The sequence below is a fragment of the Streptomyces sp. NPDC047315 genome (assembly GCF_040643215.1).
GTDB lineage: Bacteria > Actinomycetota > Actinomycetes > Streptomycetales > Streptomycetaceae > Streptomyces.
In genome coordinates, this window is the sequence record NZ_JBEYTZ010000033.1 from 1 (window position 1) to 16,276 (window position 16,276).

Consider the following 16,276-nt stretch of genomic DNA (forward strand, 5'->3'; position numbering starts at 1 on the left):
TTGGTCCAAGCGGGACCGAACCCGGCTCGGTCCGGGGCTTTGGCGAGCATGTGGCGCAGGAAGATGCCGAGGTCATCGAGCCTATGCCCAGAGGGCATAGGAGGCGGCACTGAGCGACAAGCCCACCACCGGCCAGCGGAGACCAACGCGCCACAGGGAGACGGCGGCTACGTCCAAAGGCGCAGGGAAGCGAGCCTAGGGTGCGTGCTGTTGGGACAGGACGAGCCTGACGTTCTGGAGGCGGGCCTCCGCGTTCGTGTGCGCGGCCTTCGCCACCAGCCGACCGGCGCCCGCCGACCGCCCGGGATCGGAATCCGGCCAGGCGTCGGGCTGGTCGTACGCGTCGGACTCCGGCTGAGGCAGCGCACGGGCCCGTGCCTCCGCGATGAGGACGTCCTCCAGCTCCGCACCGAAGCCGAGCCCCACCGCGTACGCGTCCGCCCGGAACTCGGCCCGGCGGTGCAGCCAGGCGATCAGCAGCGGGCCGGCCGCCACCAGGAGGACGAGCACCCACGTCCCCTCCATGAAGCTGAACAGGAGCAGGAACTGCACGAGCGTCAGGGCGAGGCAACCGCCGGAGGCCACGCCGATGCAGTTCTTCGCCCGGAAGAGCACGGTCATGGTGGCGAGGACGGCCCGTCCCGCGGTCCGGGCGGGCAGGGCGTACCAGTCGGCCAGCATCGACGCCCAGGTGTGGCCGCCGACGTGATGGCCGAGTTCGTGGGCGAGGACCGCAGCGAGGCGGGAGTTGGGGAGTTGCTCCATCGCCTGCCGGGTGACGGCGACGATGTGCCCGGCGGCGGCCGTCGCGTTCAGTTCGGGGCGCTCTTGGACCCACAGTTCGTAGGTCTCCCGGTCCACCCCCGCGCGACGGGTCACCTGCTCCCACACGACGTCCAGCCGTCGGGCCTCCGACGGGGTGGGCCTGCGCATGCCGAGCAGTCGGCGGGCGATGGCGTCTTCCACGCGCCGGTTGAAGATCAGCGGTCCGGACAGCAACCAGGCCACCGCCCCGACGACCCCGAAGGCGGGGGCGACCAGGGCGCACACGAAGGTCACGACGATCAGGCTGACCAGGCCCGTCGGCACGGCCACCAACAGATGGGACAGCGCGGCGCCGTCGACGCCCCGCTGCACCGCCTTCACCATTCGGCGTCCCTGCTCCAGGGCCAGGTCGTCGTGGTCGACGCCGGAGGGGAGGGCCGGCGCCACGGAAGGAGCGGGCGGCAGGGGCGGAGGGGTCGGCTGCTGGGGTGTCGGCCGGGGCGCGGGCCGGGCCGGGGGTCGAGTCACGGGCGTCGGCTCTTCGCCCGGGTACGCGGGCGGCTCGTACCCCGGGTACGACGGAGCCTCCTCACCCGGGTACGGCGGCGGGTCCTCCCCGGGATCGCGGGGCGGCTCTTCTTCGGGGTACGCGGGCGCGGGCGGGCCTTCCTCGCCGGGGTACGGAGGCGGAAGGTCCTCGCGGTCGGACATGTCGGTGTGTCTCCTGACGGTCTTCCGGTACGGGTCGTCGCGGTGTCGTCCCGGCTACGAGGAGGAGGGGTAGCCGAAGACGGGCCCGTCCTGCGGCGCAGGCGGCCCTTCCTTCGGCGTGGGCGGCGTGGGCGGCGGGTCCTGCGGGGATTCGACCGGCGGCGCCGCGGGCAAGGACTCCTCCCCCGCGGGCAGCGGCCGTGCCTGGCCTTGGGCCAGCCGCGCCCCCAGGACCTCCTTGATGACGTTGGCGGCGAGCCGGCGCGGCTCGTCCAGTTGGTGTTCCTCCAGTCCGCCGGGGCCGCCGCCGAGCGCTTGGAGGGCGATCTTGAGCTGGTTCTGGAGGGTCTGCAACTGGTCCTGGCGCAGGTTCTCCATGACGAGTCGGGCGTCTTCGGGGTGCCGGGCGAGTTGGAAGGCCATGGCGGCCGGCCCGCCTCGTTCCAGGTAGTGGGTGTAGTACGCGATCTTCTGGGCCTCGATCTCCTGGAGCTCCAGCTCCTGGCGGCCCCGGGCCATCCGCCGCTGGTGCTCCAGCGCTTCCTGTTGGAGTTCGACGCCGTGCTGCTGCCGCCCTTGGACGAGGGCGCGTTCGGCGGCGAGTTCGTCCTCCCGCAGCAGCAGCGCCTGCTGGGGTTCGAGCCGCTGGCGCGCGAACTCGATCTCGCGCAGTTGCCGTTCCTGTTCCAGCGTTGCCTCGTCGCGCCGGATCTGGAGGGTGCAGTGGACGTCGAGCCCGGACCGCACGCCCAACGGGCCGGCGGCTTCGAGGGCCTTCGCGGCGTGGAGTTCGGCCGAGGCGCCGTCCTGCATGGCGTAGCTCCGCAGCACGGGCCGTACGGCCAGTTCGACCAGGCGCTGCACCATGGCCGGCACGTTGCGCTCCCCGCTCGCGACGAACGCGGCCGGGTCGAGGACCTGCCAGGTGCACCCCAGGGACACCTCGAAGAGGAAGGCGTCGTTCTGGCTGGGGAGGTTGAGGACGGCGGTGGACTCGTGCCGGCCCATGTCCACCTCGTACACGCTGGTCCAGCGCCGGGTGGCGAGTTCGGTGCGGCCGGGCCGACTCGGTGGCAGATAGGTGTCGAGGCCGCCTTGCGCGGAGGTGAAGACGAGGGCGTGGTCGATGCGGGTGGCGCGCAGCGGTGTGAAGCGGGCGAGCTCCTGGATCGTGACGACCGGGTCGACGAGTGCGGAGTGGCGGTTGGCGTCCTGCTGCCACTGGGGTGGCGGGCTCATCATGGTGACGCTGCTCCTTGGAACGGTTCGAAGGGCGTGGGCGGGGCGGACACGAGGGTGCGCAGCCTGAGGGCCACGGCGGGCGGCGCGGACTCGTCGTCGCCGCGCAGGCTCTCCAGGAGGTAGGCGAGCCGTCGGTGGTCCTCGACGGAGACCGTGAGCTGGGGCAGCAAGTCGGCGAGTGCGGCTTCGGCTCCCCGGTCGTCTTCGGCGGAGCGGACCCACTGGCGCATGTTGTTCAGTCCGGACGCGGCGCACTGGGGGTCGTTGAGCACGCCCCGCCACAGGGTCGCGAGGTCGCGGCGGAGCGCGGCCCCGTCCGTGCCGGGTGTCCGGTCGGCGCGCCCGAACAGGTCGAGCAGCAGGGGGCGTCCGGTGCCGGCGGGGCCGTCCTTCGGTCCGCAGGCGTGTACCACGGTACTCAGGACGAAGGACCTGGTGGTGCCGTGCGCGAGGGGCGGCAGGGCGCCCCACAGCTCGGCGACCGCCGGCCAGTCGTCGCGGGCGGACGCGTCCTGCCCGGCGGCGAGCAGCAGCGCGGCGGCGGACTGGGCGAGGTCGTCGCGCTCCTGCGCCCAGCCGCGGGCGGGGCCGCCCCGGGCCTCCACTCCGCGGACGGCTTCGGTGAGCGCGGCGAACGCCTCCCGGGGGAAGGCGTCGCCGACCAGGGCGTAGCTGCGGGCGGCGGTCCAGCGCAGCCGGTGGTCCGGGGCGACGCACCACTGGGCGAGGATCCGGGACACGTGCGGGGTGCCCAGGTGGTGGGCCAGGGCGAGGGCGTTGGCCGCCGCGAGCCGGGCGCGCAGCCGTGGCTGTGCCGCCCAGGAGCGGATGAGGAGCCCCATGGTCGACGGTAGGTCGGCCTCGGCCATGACGGCGGCCGTGGCGGCGGCTCGGGTGCGCACGACGGGGCGGGGGTCGACGGCGAGGCGGCGCAGCCAGGCCACCAGGGCGGGCCGCGCGGAGGGGTGCCCCGTCCAGACCTCCCGTAGCAGGGCGATGGCCGTGAGCCGGTCCTTGAACTGCACCTTCGTCTGGAGCACCGGGCCCCATTCGGTCTCCTCCGACTCCTGGTAGCGGTCGGCGAGCGCCTGCTCGACCCGCTGGGCGCTGGAGGTGCCGAAGACGGGGATCCGGGCCGGTTCCCCGGGGTTCTCGATGCGCTGGAGGAGGCCGAAGAGGACGTCGCTCAGCTCGGCAGTCAGTGGGTAGGGGGCTTCGTTGAAGGTGGCGAGGGCGATCAGGAACGCCTTGTCGTGGAGGGTGTGTTGCGCGCTGTCGAACCACTCCCGGACCTGGCGTTCGGCCGCGTGGTGGCCGAACGCGCCGAGGTCGGCCAGGGACACCGCGCCGCGGGCGTGGCCGGCGACGCGTCTGGCGAAGCTGGCGGTGTCGGCGACCGGACGGTGGTGGGCGAGTACGGAGCGCACCTCGTCGATGGCGAGGAGGTCGGCGACGCTGCGTCCGGCCAGGTCCTGGTTCCTGAGGTGTCCGGCGAGCAGTGCGGCGGGCTCCGGCGGCTGCCAGGACACGTGGCCCACGCCGCCGTGGATGACGGGGTGGGGGCCCACGACGAGGACGAGGTGGCTGCCGGTTGCCTTGAGGCGTTCGCTGAGGGCGCGGACGTGGTGTTCGCGCAGGGGGCGTTCCGCGCTGGTGGCGAAGTCCGCGACGAGGTGACCGCAGCCCTCTCGTAGTTCTGCGACGAGCCGGCCGGGCGTCAGCGCCGGGTCGAGGGAGCGGTAGGAGCGGGAGCCGACGGCGCGGAGCAGCATGAGGGCGGCTGCCCTGCGGCCGGTGGTGGCCGGTCCGGCGAGGACGGCCAGGCTGTGTGCCCTGAGGTCGGCGAGGGCGCGGGCGAACGGGCTCCCGGGCTGCCACGGTTCGTCCGGGCTGCGGGCGTCGTCCGGGGGAACGCCGTCGGGCGGGATGCCGTCGCGACGGGCACCGTCCACGTCCGGCGCCGGATGGACGAAGTTCGCGGCGAGCGTCTCGACTTCAGTGCGGGGTATCTCTCCGGACCGCTCGTCGGTGTCGCCGCCGAGGTGGTACTCGACCTTGCTGCCGCCGAGGATGACGTCCCCGGTGACCTGTCCGCCGCTCACCCCGTGCTGGTCGCCGCCGGCCAGCGAGCCGTCGATCCGGGCGGACTGCCCGAGCATGATGCCGGGGCTGTGCCGGTAGAGGTCGCGGCGGGAGTCCCAGGCGTGTTCCGTCTCGGCGTCGCCGTCAGCGTCGGCGTCCGGTAACTCCTGTGCTCCGGTGGTCGGTTCGCCTGCGTGGCCGGTGTCGCCGGGTGGGTTCGGGTCGACGGTGGGCCCTTCCGGGCGCGGGCCGTATCCGTCCGCGCCCAGCGGGTGTTCCGGGGGTGCGTTCACTGCCGGTTACCGTCCCCGGTGCCGCCTTCGGTCCGGCTGCCGCCGAGGACGACGTCGCCGGTGACCTGTCCGCCGCTCACCCCGTGCTGGTCGCCGCCGACGATGGAGCCGTGCACCACGGGCGCGCCGTGGAAGTGGAACACGGCTCCGGCGGACCGTTCCTGCGCAGCAGGCGCAGCAGGGGCGGGAGGGGCGGGAGGTGAGGCGGGCGACGGGGCGGCGCCGGTCGCCTCTCCCGCCATTGCCCCCCGGTGGATCCAGGCGGGCAGCCCCCCGTCCTTCACGGCGACGTCCACCGGTAGGAAGTGTTCGGGCCGCACCCCGCGGTGACCGTGCCGGACCACGCCTTCGTACACCGGGGCGCTCACCGCGAGGACGCAGTGTTCGTCCTCCCGCAGCTCCAGCGCAAAGCGCAGCACGTCGGCGTCGAGCAACCGGCACGCCTGGTTGAGGTCGTGTCCGACGACGCCCCCGACGGTTCCGGCGTGTGCGTCGTGGGCGACCTCGCCGGCGGCGAGGACGGTCCGCACCCGCATCTGGGCGCTGTCCGAGGCGAGCAGGTTGTGCTCGTGGAGGAGGTCGGGGAGGGTGGTGAGCAGTGATCGCAACACTGCGGTCTTCGCCACGTCCCCGCTGATCAGCACGATCAGCCCGTCCCCGCGGTCCTCGCGGTACTGCTGGGTGGCTTCGACGCCGGCCGCCTCCAGGGTCCGGTCGGCGATCTTGTTCAGGGTGCGCCGCAGGACGACCTGCACCACGTCGTCACGGCGGCTGAACCGCTCGATGTCGAAGAGCAGGATGGTCCGGTTGACAGGCTCGGGCATGGCCGCCTTCCGTTGCTGGCAGGGCCCGTCGGGGCCCTTGGGACATCGAAGAAGATCTCAGGGGCGGGGAGTTGGGGGCGACGGAACTTGGCACACTCGAAATGTGACCGTGTGCACACAACGGGCCCGGCCGAGCGGTCCGGCAGGGGCCGTCAGCGCTGTCCCGAGCTCGCCAACTGCCGTAGGACGTCGGGTCTTACGACGACGAGTCCGCGCCGGCCGGTGCGTACGACGCCGCGCTCGCGCAGCTGCTTCAGCAGTCGGGCGACGGCTTCTCGCGAGGCGCCGACGGAGCCGGCGAGGTCGCTCTGGGTGAGCCCGGCCCTGAGCCGTACGCCGTCCTGCGACTCCTCGCCGTGGGTGCGGATCAGTTCGAGCAGGAGCAGGGCGAGCCGCTCCTGCACGGTGAGGGCGGCGAACTGCACGCGGCGCCGGTCGCTGTCGCGGGTGCGGTCGGCGGTGAGGGCGAGCAACTTCCGTGCGATGCCGTGCCGTTCGTCGAGGAGCGCGCCGAACCCGTCGGCGGGCACGACGAGCGCTTCGATCCGGCTCAGCGCGGTGACGGTGGCCCCGCGCGGCCGTCCACTGAGCAGGGCCTGCTCGCCGACGATGTCGCCGGGGCCGCGGAGCGCGAGGAGCGCTTCGTACCCGTTGGGCGCCGCCGAGGTCACCTTGGCCCAGCCGGAGAGGATGACCACGACGTGGGTCGAGGGCTCGTGTTCGCGCAGCAGGACCTGCCGTGCGGGGAAGGTCAGGGCGTTACCGCTGTGGAAGAGCGCCTTCCGGTCGTCGGATTCCAGTCGGGCCAGGAACGGGACCTGGTCTTCGAACTGTGTCAACTCACCCTCCCCCAAGGCTCCTTCGGACCGCGGGCGCACGATCGTCGGGATGAGCCGGGAGGTTAGCGCATCCCGGCCTTCGAAGGAGGGAGTGTGCGCGGCACGCCGCCCCCCGGCGGACTCACAGCAGCGCCGGCGCGTGGAATTCGCCGAGGCCGGACGTCAGGTCGCGGTCCAGCCAGTAGCGGCGCGGTACGGCGAGCATCACGTCGACGCTGACGGCGAGGATGCCGGGGATGGCGGCCAACTCGTGGTCGACGAAGTGCGCCACCGCTGAGCGGTCGGTGACGAGGGCGGTGGCGAGCACGGACAGGTCGCTGGCGACGTGGGCGACCAGCCGCGTCTGGGGGAGTTGGTCGATGCGGCGCATCACCTCGGGGGTGTCGCCGGGCGCCACCCGCAGCCGCAGCATGAAGGGGGTCTCGAAGCCGAGCCATTCCGGCACGACTTCCAGGCGCGGTCTGACCCAGCCTTCGTCGAGGACGCGGCGGACCACGCGGTGGGCGGTGGAGGTGGCCAGTCCGGCGGCCCGCGCGATGCTCGCGGCGGAGGCGCGGCCGTCCTGGAGCAGCAGGGCGACGACGGTGCGGTCCGCGTCGCCGAGCGGCTTCGCCGGGGGCGTGGCGGTCGCGGTCGCGGTGGCCTCGGGTCTGGCGCCGACGAGGTGCAGCAGGTCGTCGCGTTCGGTGTCGGTGAGGGACTGGGGGTCCCAGGTGATGCCGCGGCGCAGGGTGCTGAGGGCGGGCAGGGCGTTGACGCGGCGGACCCCCCGCACGGAGAACATCCGGTCGATCGCCCTGCTGGTCTCCGCTTCGGAGGGGGCGTGGACGACGGCGTAGAGGGGGTAGTCGCCGGAGATCTGCGCCATGAGCTGGAGGTGCGGCAGTTCGCGCAGGCGGTGCAGGACGGCGAGCGGGGTCTCGGCGCTGATGTCGAGGAAGACGTGCACCGGCATCGCCGTGGAGTGCACGCCCCAGTCGGCCTGCCCGATGACCCGGACCATCCGGGCTTCGTGGAGCCGGTCGTAACGGCGTTTGAGGGTGCTGGCGTCGGCGGCCAGGATCCCGCCCAGGTCGTCCCAGGTGGCCCGGGGTGCCAGATGCAGCGCGCCGATGAGACGCCGGTCGAGCTCGTCGAGGAGAGGGCGGGTCATGGCGCCTTACCTTAGCCCGCCAGTTAATCCCACCGTTATCTACTGGGACTAGAGAATCTCTCACTTGGATGCCATTGTTCGCAGGAACATCCTTCCCTTGTACGAAGAGGTACCGATGAGTGTCACCTCCGCCGAGCCTCGGCCGACAGAGCCGCAGTCGAGAGCCCTGCGCACCGCGTTCCGGTGTTTCGCGGCGATCGAGAAGGTCGGCAACAAACTCCCCCACCCGTTCTGGCTGTTCTGGATGCTGGCGGGGGTCGTCGCCGTCCTCAGCGCCGTGCTGGCCGCCGTCGACGTCAGCGCCGTGCACCCCGGCAAGGGCGAGACCATCACGGTCAAGAGCCTGCTCAGCCACGAGGGCCTGACGATGGCCATCGAGGGGGCGGTGGACAACTTCGCGGCGTTCCCGCCGCTGGCCACCATCCTCACCGTGATGTTCGGCATCGTCGTTGCCGAGAAGAGCGGGCTGTTCTCCGCCCTGCTGCGCCGCATGGTCGAGCGGGTGCCGGGCAAGTACCTCACCTTCGCCCTGTCGCTGACGGCCATGGTGAGCCACGTCGCGGGGGACGCCGCCTACTTCACCCTCGTCCCGATCGGCGCGCTGATCTTCCGCGCGGCGGGCCGCAGCCCGGTGCTGGGCTGCATCGTCGCGTACGTCTCGATCTCCGCCGGGTACAACGCCTCACCGTCCCTCACCACCACCGACGTCCTGCTGTCGGGCATCTCCACCGCCGCCGCCCAGACCATCGACGCCGACTACGTCGTCACCCCGGTGGGCAACTACTTCTTCGGCATCGGCTCCTCCGTCCTGGTGGCCCTCGCCATCACCCTCGTCGTCGACAAGGTCATCGCCAAGCGCGCGGACCTCGAACCCGACGAGCCGGTGACCGCGCCCGACGCCGATGAGCGGGAGGCGATCGAGGTCACCGACCAGCAGCGGCGCGCGCTGCGCGCGACCGGGCTCGTCGCCTTCGGCTTCGTCGCCCTCCTGGTGGCGGCGATGGTCCCCGTCTCGTCACCGCTGCGCGGCGAGGGCGGCGGGATCGTGAACTCCCCCGTCATCGGCGGGATGGCGCTCGTCCTCGGCCTGTTCTTCGCCGTGGTCGGCACCGTCTACGGACGGATGACCGGCACCTTCACCGCCGCCCGCGACATCATCGGCGCGATGGTCGACGGCACCAAGTCGATGGCGCCGATCCTCGTCCTCTTCTTCGCGATCTCCCAGTTCCTCGCCTACTTCAAGTGGACGAACATCGGGGACATCCTCGCCGTCAAGGGCGCCGAGACGCTGCGCGCGATGGACCTGCAGGGGTGGACGGTGCTGGTCGGCATCGCCGTGCTGATCACCATCATGAACCTCGTCATCACCAGCGGCTCCGCACTGTGGGCGCTGGCCGCACCGGTGCTCGTCCCCATGTTGATGCTCATCGGCATCGAGCCGGAGACCACCCAGGCCGTCTACCGGGTCGCCGACTCCGTCACCAACTGCGTCACCCCGATGAGTCCGTACTTCGTGATGGCGCTGGGCTTCATCCAGCAGTACCGCAAGTCCGCCGGGATCGGCACCCTGGCGTCCTTCACGATCCCGATCGCCGCCGTCGTCTGGGTCGCCTGGATGGCGTTCTTCGTCGCCTGGTACCTGCTCGGCATCCCCTTCGGCATCAGCTGACGCCGCTTCCCCCTTCCGCCTCGGGCGCCGGGACACGCCCGGCGCTCCGTACGAGAGAGCAGACCATGACCGCCGCACCCGCAGCCGAACTCACCGCCCGCGCCCACCAGGCGTCGGCGGAGATCCTCGCCGACATCCACACCCTCGTCCACCAGGAGACCGGCAGTTACGACCTGCCCGGGCTCGCCGCGGGCCTGGACCTGCTGCGCGAGCTGACCGTCCAGCGGCTCGGCCCGCCCGACCGCGAACAGCGCCACCCGGGCGGCGAGTGCGGCGACACCCTCACGCTGACGTACGCCGGCACCGGGCCCGGGCACGTCGCGCTCGTCGGCCACTACGACACCGTGTGGCCGACCGGCACCCTCGCCGGGTGGCAGCACCCGGCGCCGGACGAAGACGGCCGGGCCAAGCTGAGCGGGCCGGGCGTCTTCGACATGAAGACCGGGCTGGTCCAGGGCGTCTGGGCGGTCAAGCTAGCCCGGGAGAGCAGCGCACCCGTGCCCACCGTCACCTTCCTCTTCAACGGCGACGAGGAAATCGGCTCGCTCTCCTCGCGACCGGTGATCGAAGAGGTCGCACAGCGGGTCGACGCCACCCTCGTCCTGGAGCCGAGCGCCGGCGGCGCGGTGAAGACCGCCCGCAAGGGCTCCGGGATCTTCCGGGTCACGGCCACCGGGATCGAGGCGCACGCCGGGCTCGCACCGCAGGACGGGGCGAGCGCCATCACCGCGCTGTCGGAGTTCGTGGTCGCCGCTGCCGCCGTCGCGGCCCCCGCCGACGGCACCACGGTCAACACCGGACTCATCCAGGGCGGCTCCGCCACCAACGTCGTCGCCGGCCGGGCCACCGCGAGCCTGGACATCCGGGTCAGCAGCGCGGCGGAGCAGGCCCGCGTCGACGACGCGCTGGACGCCATCGAGGTCAGCGACCCCCGCGTCCGCATCGAGGTCGACCACGCCTGGAACCGGCCCCCGATGACCCTGGGCGCCGCCTCCGCGCCCCTGCTCGACCTCGCCCGCGACGTCGCCCGCGAACAGGGCCGCACCCTGTCCGACGCCTCCGTCGGCGGCGCCAGCGACGCCAACTTCGTCGCCGCGCTCGGGCTGCCCGTGCTGTGCGGGATGGGCGCCGTCGGCGACGGCGCGCACGCCCAGGGCGAGTTCATCTACCCGGACACCGTGCCCACCCAGACCGCCCTGGTCGCGGGGGTGCTCGGCCGGCTGGCGACACCGCTGCACGAGCGGCCCACGGCACCCTGACGCACCGCGCCCGGCCCCGAGCGCCGGGGCTATATTCCGGACATGCTCGTGGATGCCGTGGCCCAGTCGATCGTCGACGACGTCGTGACCCGTCTCGGTGTCAGCGTGAACATCATGGACGAGCGCGGCGTCATCGTCGCCAGCAGCGACCGCACCCGGCTGGGCAGCGTGCACGAGGGCGCGCTGCGGGTGCTGCGCACCGGGGAGCCGCTGTCGCTCACCCGGCAGGCGGCCAGCGCGCTCGACGGCACCAGGGCGGGCGTCAACCTGCCGCTGCGGGTGGCGGGGCGCCTGGTCGGGGTCGTCGGCGTGCGGGGCGAGCCGGCCGAGGTCGGGGAGATCGCCCGGGCCGTCGCCCGACTCGCCGAGCTGATGGTGATGCGGGAGACCTTCGCCGGCGAGGTCGACTGGCGACACCAGGTGCGCCGGCAGGTGCTGCGCGACCTGCTGGCCGACCGGCTCACCGAGGAGGGCTGGCGGCAGGGGCAGCAGCTCGGCGGCTGCCGGGTGGATGCGCCGTACGCCCTCTTCGCGGTGCGCGCCGACGCCCTCGCCGTCGAGGAGGGGCCCCGCGAGCCGTACCGGCTGCTGGAGCTCGACGAGCGCTCCGCGCTGATCGCCCCCGACGCGACCGGCACGCTGTGGGCGGTGACCGGCGCCGGCACCTCCCCCGCCCTGCGCCACCGGCTCCTTCGGCTGTGCGAGGCGGACCAGGCCGCGGGGTTCCTCGAAGCCGGGCCCGCAGAAGACTTCGCCGACCTGCGGCAACAGGCGGGCCGGACGGGGTTCGCCGTACGCCGCAGATTCACCGGCGCCGTCCGGCTCGCCGACGTCGAGCTGCCCGTGCTGCTCGCACGGCTCGATCCCGAGGTGCGGACCGCGGCGGCACAGCGCGTGCTCGGGCCGCTCTCCGCCGAACTCCGCCGGACGCTGCGCGTCTACTTCGCGTGCGACTGCAACGCCGCCGAGTCCGCCGAACGGCTCCGGGTGCACCGCAACACCCTCGCCTACCGGCTGCGGCGGATCACCGAGCTCACCGGCAAGGACCCCAAGGTCTTCCAGGACGCCGTCGCGCTCCAGGTGGCCCTGCACCTGTGCGACATCGACTGAGCGACGCTTGCGGACATCTTTGTGCACGCACTTGTGCACGGCGCCCAAAAGCAGGGGGTGAACGGCGGGCGAAATCCGTTCACCGGACCAGTATTCGCCGGTGGCGGGAGCGCCTAGAGTGCCGACACGGCTCATCGAGAGCCCGTTATCACGCCCCTTCTCCGGAAATAGGTGCACTTCCTTGCGCGTCGTTCTCGCTCCCGACTCCTTCAAGGGCAGCCTGTCCGCCGCGGCCGTCTGCGCCGCGATGGAAGCCGGTGTGCTCCGCGCCGCGCCCGGGGCCGAGGTGGTCCGGGTGCCGATGGCGGACGGCGGGGAGGGCACCCTCGACTGCATCGGCGCCGTCACCGGCGGCTCGGAGGTCGCGCTCGACGTCGACGGCCCCCTCGGCGCCCCCGTCACCGCCCGCTACCTCCTCGCCCCCGACGCCTCGTCCGCCGTCGTCGAACTCGCCTCCGCCTCCGGGCTGCCGCTGATCGACCCGGCGCGCCTCGACCCGCTGCGCGCGGACACCGCCGGCACGGGCCAGCTCATCGCCGACGCCATCGGGCGGGGCGCCCGCTCCGTGCTCGTCTGCGTCGGCGGCAGCGCCAGCACCGACGGCGGCACCGGGCTGCTGCGCGCCCTCGGCGTACGGTTCCTGGACGCCGCGGGCGACGAGCTGCCGCCCGGCGGCGGCGCCCTCGTCGACCTCCACCGCGTGGACGTGTCCCAGGTGCCCGCAGAAGTGCGCGCCACCCGGTTCCACATCGCCTGCGACGTGACCAATCCGCTGGTCGGGCCCCGTGGCGCCGCGGCCGTCTTCGGGCCCCAAAAGGGCGCGGGGCCGGCCGACGTCGACCGGCTCGACCGGGGCCTGACCCGGCTCGCCGACGTCCTCGCCGAACAGCTCGGCACCGCGGTGCACGACCTGCCCGGTGCCGGGGCGGCCGGCGGCACCTGCGGCGGCATGCTCGCCGTACTGGACGCCACCGCCCAGCCCGGCTGCGAGCTCGTCGCCCGCAGCGTCGGTCTGCCCGACGCCCTGACCGGCGCGGACCTGGTCCTGACCGGGGAGGGGCGGTTGGACCGGCAGAGCGCCGACGGCAAGGTCGTCTCGCACGTCGCCGCGCTCGCCGCCGCGCGGGGCGTCCCCGCCGTGGCGCTCGCGGGCCAAGTGGTCCCGCCGCTGACCGAGTTGCACGAGCTGGGCCTGACCGCGGCGTTCAGCATCGCGGACGGTCCGCGCACCCTGGACGCCATGACCGCTTCGGCCGCGGAGCTGCTGGCGCACGCGGCGGAACAGGCCGTCCGGCTGCGCGTCGGCTGACCCCTGGGGCCCTTCCGCGGCCACGCCCCCGTACCCCGTCCCCGTCCCCGTACCCGAGTTCCCTACGCAGTCCCCGTACGCCGTCCCCGCGTACGCCGTCCCCCTACGCGCCCTGCGGCCGTGCCGGCCCGCGGCCCCGCGCGCGCTGCCCCACCCCTGCGAGGAGTCCCATGAGCACCGCCGGTCCCGCCCTGCTCGCCGCCCTGGCCGCGAGCATCGGGCTGATCATCCTGTTGTGCGGACGGTTCCGTCTGCACCCCTTCCTCGCCATCGTCCTGTCCACGTACGTCTTCGGACTGCTGGCGATGGGCGTCGGCGCCGCCACCGGTGCCGAGCGGAAGTTCGTCGACGACCTCGCGGGAACCATCGCCGAGGGCTTCGGCTCGATCCTCGCGAGCATCGGCCTGGTGATCCTCTTCGGCACGATCATCGGCAAGGTGCTGGAGCGCACGGGCGCGGCCGTCACCCTCGCCGAGGGGGTCCTCAAGGTCGTCGGCAAACGCCACCCGGCGCTCGCCATGTCCCTGATGGGCTGGGTCGTCTCGGTGCCCGTCTTCTGCGACTCGGGCTACGTCGTGCTCTCCCCGCTCCAGCGCTCGATCGCCCGCAAGACCGGTAAGAACCCCGTCGTCCTCGGCACCGCCCTGGCCACCGGCCTGTACGCGTCGCACACCTTCGTGCCCCCGACGCCCGGCCCGATCGCCGCTGCCGGCAACGTCGGCATCGGCTCCGACGGCCTGATCTGGGTCATCCTCTTCAGCATCCCGGTCTCCCTGGTCGCTGCCGCCGCCGGCCTGGTGTGGGCCCTGCGCCGCACCGGCGACCTGGAGAGCAAGTTGCCGGACGCGCGCCAGACCTTCGAGGAGTACAAGGCGCAGTTCGACCGGCTGCCCTCGATGGGCAGCGCGCTGGCCCCCATCCTGGTCCCGATCGTGCTGATGGCGATCGGCTCCGTGGCCGCCTTCCCGGCCGGCGGCGGCACCCTCGTCGACGGCGCCTTCGGCGCCTTCCTCACCGACCTGGGCAACCCGGTGAACGCCCTGCTCATCGGCGTCCTCCTGGCGCTCGCCCTGCTGCCCCCGAAGCGCGACGCCAAGGCCCTGACCACGTGGGTCGCCGAGGGCCTGGTGGACGCGGCGCCCATCCTCGTCATCACCGGCGCCGGCGGCGCGTTCGGCGCGGTCATCAAGGGCACCCCGATCGCCGACTACATCGCCTCGCTCATCGGCGACGGCTCCGCGGTCAGCGGCGTCACCGCGCTCCTGGTCCTCTTCGGGCTCGCGGCGCTGCTGAAGACCGCGCAGGGCAGCAGCACCGCCGCGCTGATCATCACCTCCACCCTCGCCCAGCCGCTGCTGCCGGCGCTCGGGCTCGACGGCACCCTGGGTTCCATACCGATCGGCCAGGTCATGGCCGTCCTCGCGATCGGCGCCGGTGCGATGGTGGTCAGCCATGTGAACGACTCGTACTTCTGGGTCGTCTCCCAGTTCTCCGGCATGGACGTGAAGACCGCCTACCGCGCCCAGACCGCAGCCACCCTCGTCCAGGGCCTCACCGCACTCGCCTTCGTCCTCGCCCTCGGCGCGGTGGTGCTGTAGGGCTGTGATCGCTCGTACTGCACGGGCCGGCCCCCGAGTACCCGACTAGGCTGGTAGTCGGACTCGGGGGCCTTCCCGCCCAGGAGGCGAGTGACCATGGCTGGGCTGGTGATCCGCAATTTCGCCGCCGCCGACGAGACACGACCCTTCGAAGCCGGCAAGGGCAAGTTGGACTTGCTGAACACGGCCGGCGGCCCCGTCGGCCGCGCCGTCTTCGAACCCGGCTGGCGCTGGTCGGAACACGTCAAACCGATTGCGGGGACCGACAGTTGTCAGTCGGCCCACACCGGTTACGTGGTGAGTGGCCGCATCAAGATGGTGATGGACGACGGAGAGAGCGCCGAGGCGGGCCCGGGCGACTTCATCGAGATCCCGCCCGGGCACGACGCGTGGGTGGTGGGCGACGAACCCTGCGTGGCGATCGACTGGACCGGATACGGCGAGTACGCAAAGCCCGCGTAGCCCTGGACGCAGCCGCGGTGCCCCTGCGGGAGCGTTGACGTCTGCGGCCGGGTGGTGGGCTTGTCGCGCAGTTCCACCCATGCCCTGAGGGCGTGGGGGACCTCCAGCATCCCTAAACCCCCGTCCCGCAGGTAAGCAACGGGGGAAGCACATCAGGGGCGCTGGGGGTCCCCCCGGCCCCTCGGCCGCTTCTTCTGGATCATCGGATCGTTGGTCCGGTGTGTCGGTTCTCTGACGCGCAGTGGGCACGGATTGAGTGGTTGCTGCCCGACCGGACGCCTAGGCGGGTGCCTCCAGACGTTCGGTCGGCCCACCGAACGGCAGGACGAGGGTGCGTGTCGCCATCAGCCAGGTGCCGTCGATCTTACGGAAGGTGTCCACGTAGTGACCGATGTTCGCCGGGAGCCGGGGCGGAACCAGCGCGCCGTCGGCATAGCCATCGACTCGGTATGTGGCGAAGTAGGTGGTCGCAGCGGCAGTATCCGTCGAGTCGACCGTGACCAGGACGTTCGTGCACATCCGCCGGGATAGGCGGTCCACTGGCCGAGAACCGAAATAGGTACGCAGCGCTTCCCTGCCTTCGATCCGTCGCCCGTCATATGGCCACTCCCAGACGCCATCTACGGTGAACAGCTCGCAGACCGTACTCGGATCGCCCAAGTCGAGCCGTCGCACGAGTTCAAAAATCAAGCGCTCGCAGGCTCGTTCCGCGAGGAGACGCTCCACGGGATCGGGATCGGGATCGGGATCGGTATCGTGAGTGGTCATTTCCACTTCCTACCAGCCTAGTCGGCGTGATGCCGCAGGGGCAGGCTCGGTTGAGTCCCTCGTCGCCTGTCGGTCCGCAGCACCCACTGCTGTTCTCCCAGTTGGGCAGTGGCTGAAGACCAGCAGCGTCGTCGGGGTGCACCAGCACTGTGTGCCGGCTGCCAGCCGAGATGACGAAGCCTTCTTCACGGC

General features: G+C 72.4%; 13 protein-coding genes. 6 read left to right on the forward strand and 7 right to left on the reverse strand.

Annotation, left to right across the window (positions count from 1 at the left end; all coding sequences use genetic code 11):
- Positions 1-195 precede the first annotated feature (195 nt).
- From ABZ842_RS30605 to ABZ842_RS30630, 6 genes are all read right to left on the reverse strand, one after another.
- Positions 196-1,476 (reverse strand): M48 family metalloprotease, encoded by a 1,281-nt coding sequence (locus tag ABZ842_RS30605; RefSeq protein WP_361543942.1) that lies wholly within the window; start codon positions 1,474-1,476, stop codon positions 196-198.
- Between the two features lie 54 nt (positions 1,477-1,530).
- The gene (locus tag ABZ842_RS30610; RefSeq protein ID WP_361543945.1) at positions 1,531-2,718 is read right to left on the reverse strand and encodes a PE-PGRS family protein; all 1,188 of its coding nucleotides are present in this window, start codon (positions 2,716-2,718) and stop codon (positions 1,531-1,533) included.
- Positions 2,715-5,093, reverse strand: a complete 2,379-nt coding sequence (locus ABZ842_RS30615) for a hypothetical protein (protein ID WP_361543948.1) — start codon at positions 5,091-5,093, stop codon at positions 2,715-2,717. The genes ABZ842_RS30610 and ABZ842_RS30615 overlap by 4 nt, the downstream gene beginning before the upstream one ends.
- Positions 5,090-5,917 (reverse strand): hypothetical protein, encoded by an 828-nt coding sequence (locus ABZ842_RS30620; protein ID WP_361543951.1) that lies wholly within the window; start codon positions 5,915-5,917, stop codon positions 5,090-5,092. The genes ABZ842_RS30615 and ABZ842_RS30620 overlap by 4 nt, the downstream gene beginning before the upstream one ends.
- A 152-nt stretch (positions 5,918-6,069) precedes the next feature.
- Positions 6,070-6,756, reverse strand: a complete 687-nt coding sequence (locus ABZ842_RS30625; RefSeq protein WP_361543954.1) for a Crp/Fnr family transcriptional regulator — start codon at positions 6,754-6,756, stop codon at positions 6,070-6,072.
- Between the two features lie 121 nt (positions 6,757-6,877).
- On the reverse strand, positions 6,878-7,909 hold the full coding sequence (locus ABZ842_RS30630) for an Lrp/AsnC family transcriptional regulator (RefSeq protein ID WP_361543957.1): 1,032 nt from the start codon (positions 7,907-7,909) through the stop codon (positions 6,878-6,880).
- Positions 7,910-8,024: 115 nt separating this feature from the next.
- Between ABZ842_RS30630 and ABZ842_RS30635 the strand changes: the two genes are divergently transcribed.
- The 6 genes from ABZ842_RS30635 (at position 8,025) to ABZ842_RS30660 (ending at position 15,316) form a co-directional block, all read left to right on the forward strand.
- Positions 8,025-9,578 (forward strand): AbgT family transporter, encoded by a 1,554-nt coding sequence (locus ABZ842_RS30635; RefSeq protein ID WP_361543960.1) that lies wholly within the window; start codon positions 8,025-8,027, stop codon positions 9,576-9,578.
- Positions 9,579-9,643: 65 nt separating this feature from the next.
- Positions 9,644-10,837: a M20 family metallopeptidase gene (locus tag ABZ842_RS30640; protein WP_361543963.1), complete on the forward strand. Its 1,194-nt coding sequence runs from the start codon at positions 9,644-9,646 to the stop codon at positions 10,835-10,837.
- A gap of 42 nt (positions 10,838-10,879) precedes the next feature.
- Positions 10,880-11,947 (forward strand): sugar diacid recognition domain-containing protein, encoded by a 1,068-nt coding sequence (locus ABZ842_RS30645; protein WP_361543966.1) that lies wholly within the window; start codon positions 10,880-10,882, stop codon positions 11,945-11,947.
- 181 nt (positions 11,948-12,128) lie between these two features.
- Complete coding sequence (locus ABZ842_RS30650; protein ID WP_361543969.1) at positions 12,129-13,256, forward strand: glycerate kinase; 1,128 nt, start codon at positions 12,129-12,131, stop codon at positions 13,254-13,256.
- Between the two features lie 170 nt (positions 13,257-13,426).
- Positions 13,427-14,854, forward strand: coding sequence for a GntP family permease (locus ABZ842_RS30655; protein WP_361543972.1), 1,428 nt, complete (start codon positions 13,427-13,429; stop codon positions 14,852-14,854).
- Between the two features lie 96 nt (positions 14,855-14,950).
- On the forward strand, positions 14,951-15,316 hold the full coding sequence (locus ABZ842_RS30660; protein ID WP_361543975.1) for a cupin domain-containing protein: 366 nt from the start codon (positions 14,951-14,953) through the stop codon (positions 15,314-15,316).
- A gap of 279 nt (positions 15,317-15,595) precedes the next feature.
- Here ABZ842_RS30660 and ABZ842_RS30665 read toward each other — a convergent pair whose 3' ends face one another.
- Entirely contained in the window at positions 15,596-16,084 is a 489-nt protein-coding gene (locus ABZ842_RS30665) for a nuclear transport factor 2 family protein (protein ID WP_361543978.1), read from the reverse strand.
- Positions 16,085-16,276: the final 192 nt, after the last annotated feature.

Excerpts from the sequence above, each read along its gene's own strand:
- ABZ842_RS30660 (WP_361543975.1), top strand. The coding sequence starts at position 14,951 with ATGGCTGGGCTGGTGATCCGCAATTTCGCCGCCGCCGACGAGACACGA.
- ABZ842_RS30610 (WP_361543945.1), bottom strand. The coding sequence starts at position 2,718 with ATGATGAGCCCGCCACCCCAGTGGCAGCAGGACGCCAACCGCCACTCC.
- ABZ842_RS30635 (WP_361543960.1), top strand. The coding sequence starts at position 8,025 with ATGAGTGTCACCTCCGCCGAGCCTCGGCCGACAGAGCCGCAGTCGAGA.
- ABZ842_RS30605 (WP_361543942.1), bottom strand. The coding sequence starts at position 1,476 with ATGTCCGACCGCGAGGACCTTCCGCCTCCGTACCCCGGCGAGGAAGGC.
- ABZ842_RS30630 (WP_361543957.1), bottom strand. The coding sequence starts at position 7,909 with ATGACCCGCCCTCTCCTCGACGAGCTCGACCGGCGTCTCATCGGCGCG.
- ABZ842_RS30645 (WP_361543966.1), top strand. The coding sequence starts at position 10,880 with ATGCTCGTGGATGCCGTGGCCCAGTCGATCGTCGACGACGTCGTGACC.
- ABZ842_RS30655 (WP_361543972.1), top strand. The coding sequence starts at position 13,427 with ATGAGCACCGCCGGTCCCGCCCTGCTCGCCGCCCTGGCCGCGAGCATC.
- ABZ842_RS30665 (WP_361543978.1), bottom strand. The coding sequence starts at position 16,084 with ATGACCACTCACGATACCGATCCCGATCCCGATCCCGATCCCGTGGAG.
- ABZ842_RS30640 (WP_361543963.1), top strand. The coding sequence starts at position 9,644 with ATGACCGCCGCACCCGCAGCCGAACTCACCGCCCGCGCCCACCAGGCG.
- ABZ842_RS30620 (WP_361543951.1), bottom strand. The coding sequence starts at position 5,917 with ATGCCCGAGCCTGTCAACCGGACCATCCTGCTCTTCGACATCGAGCGG.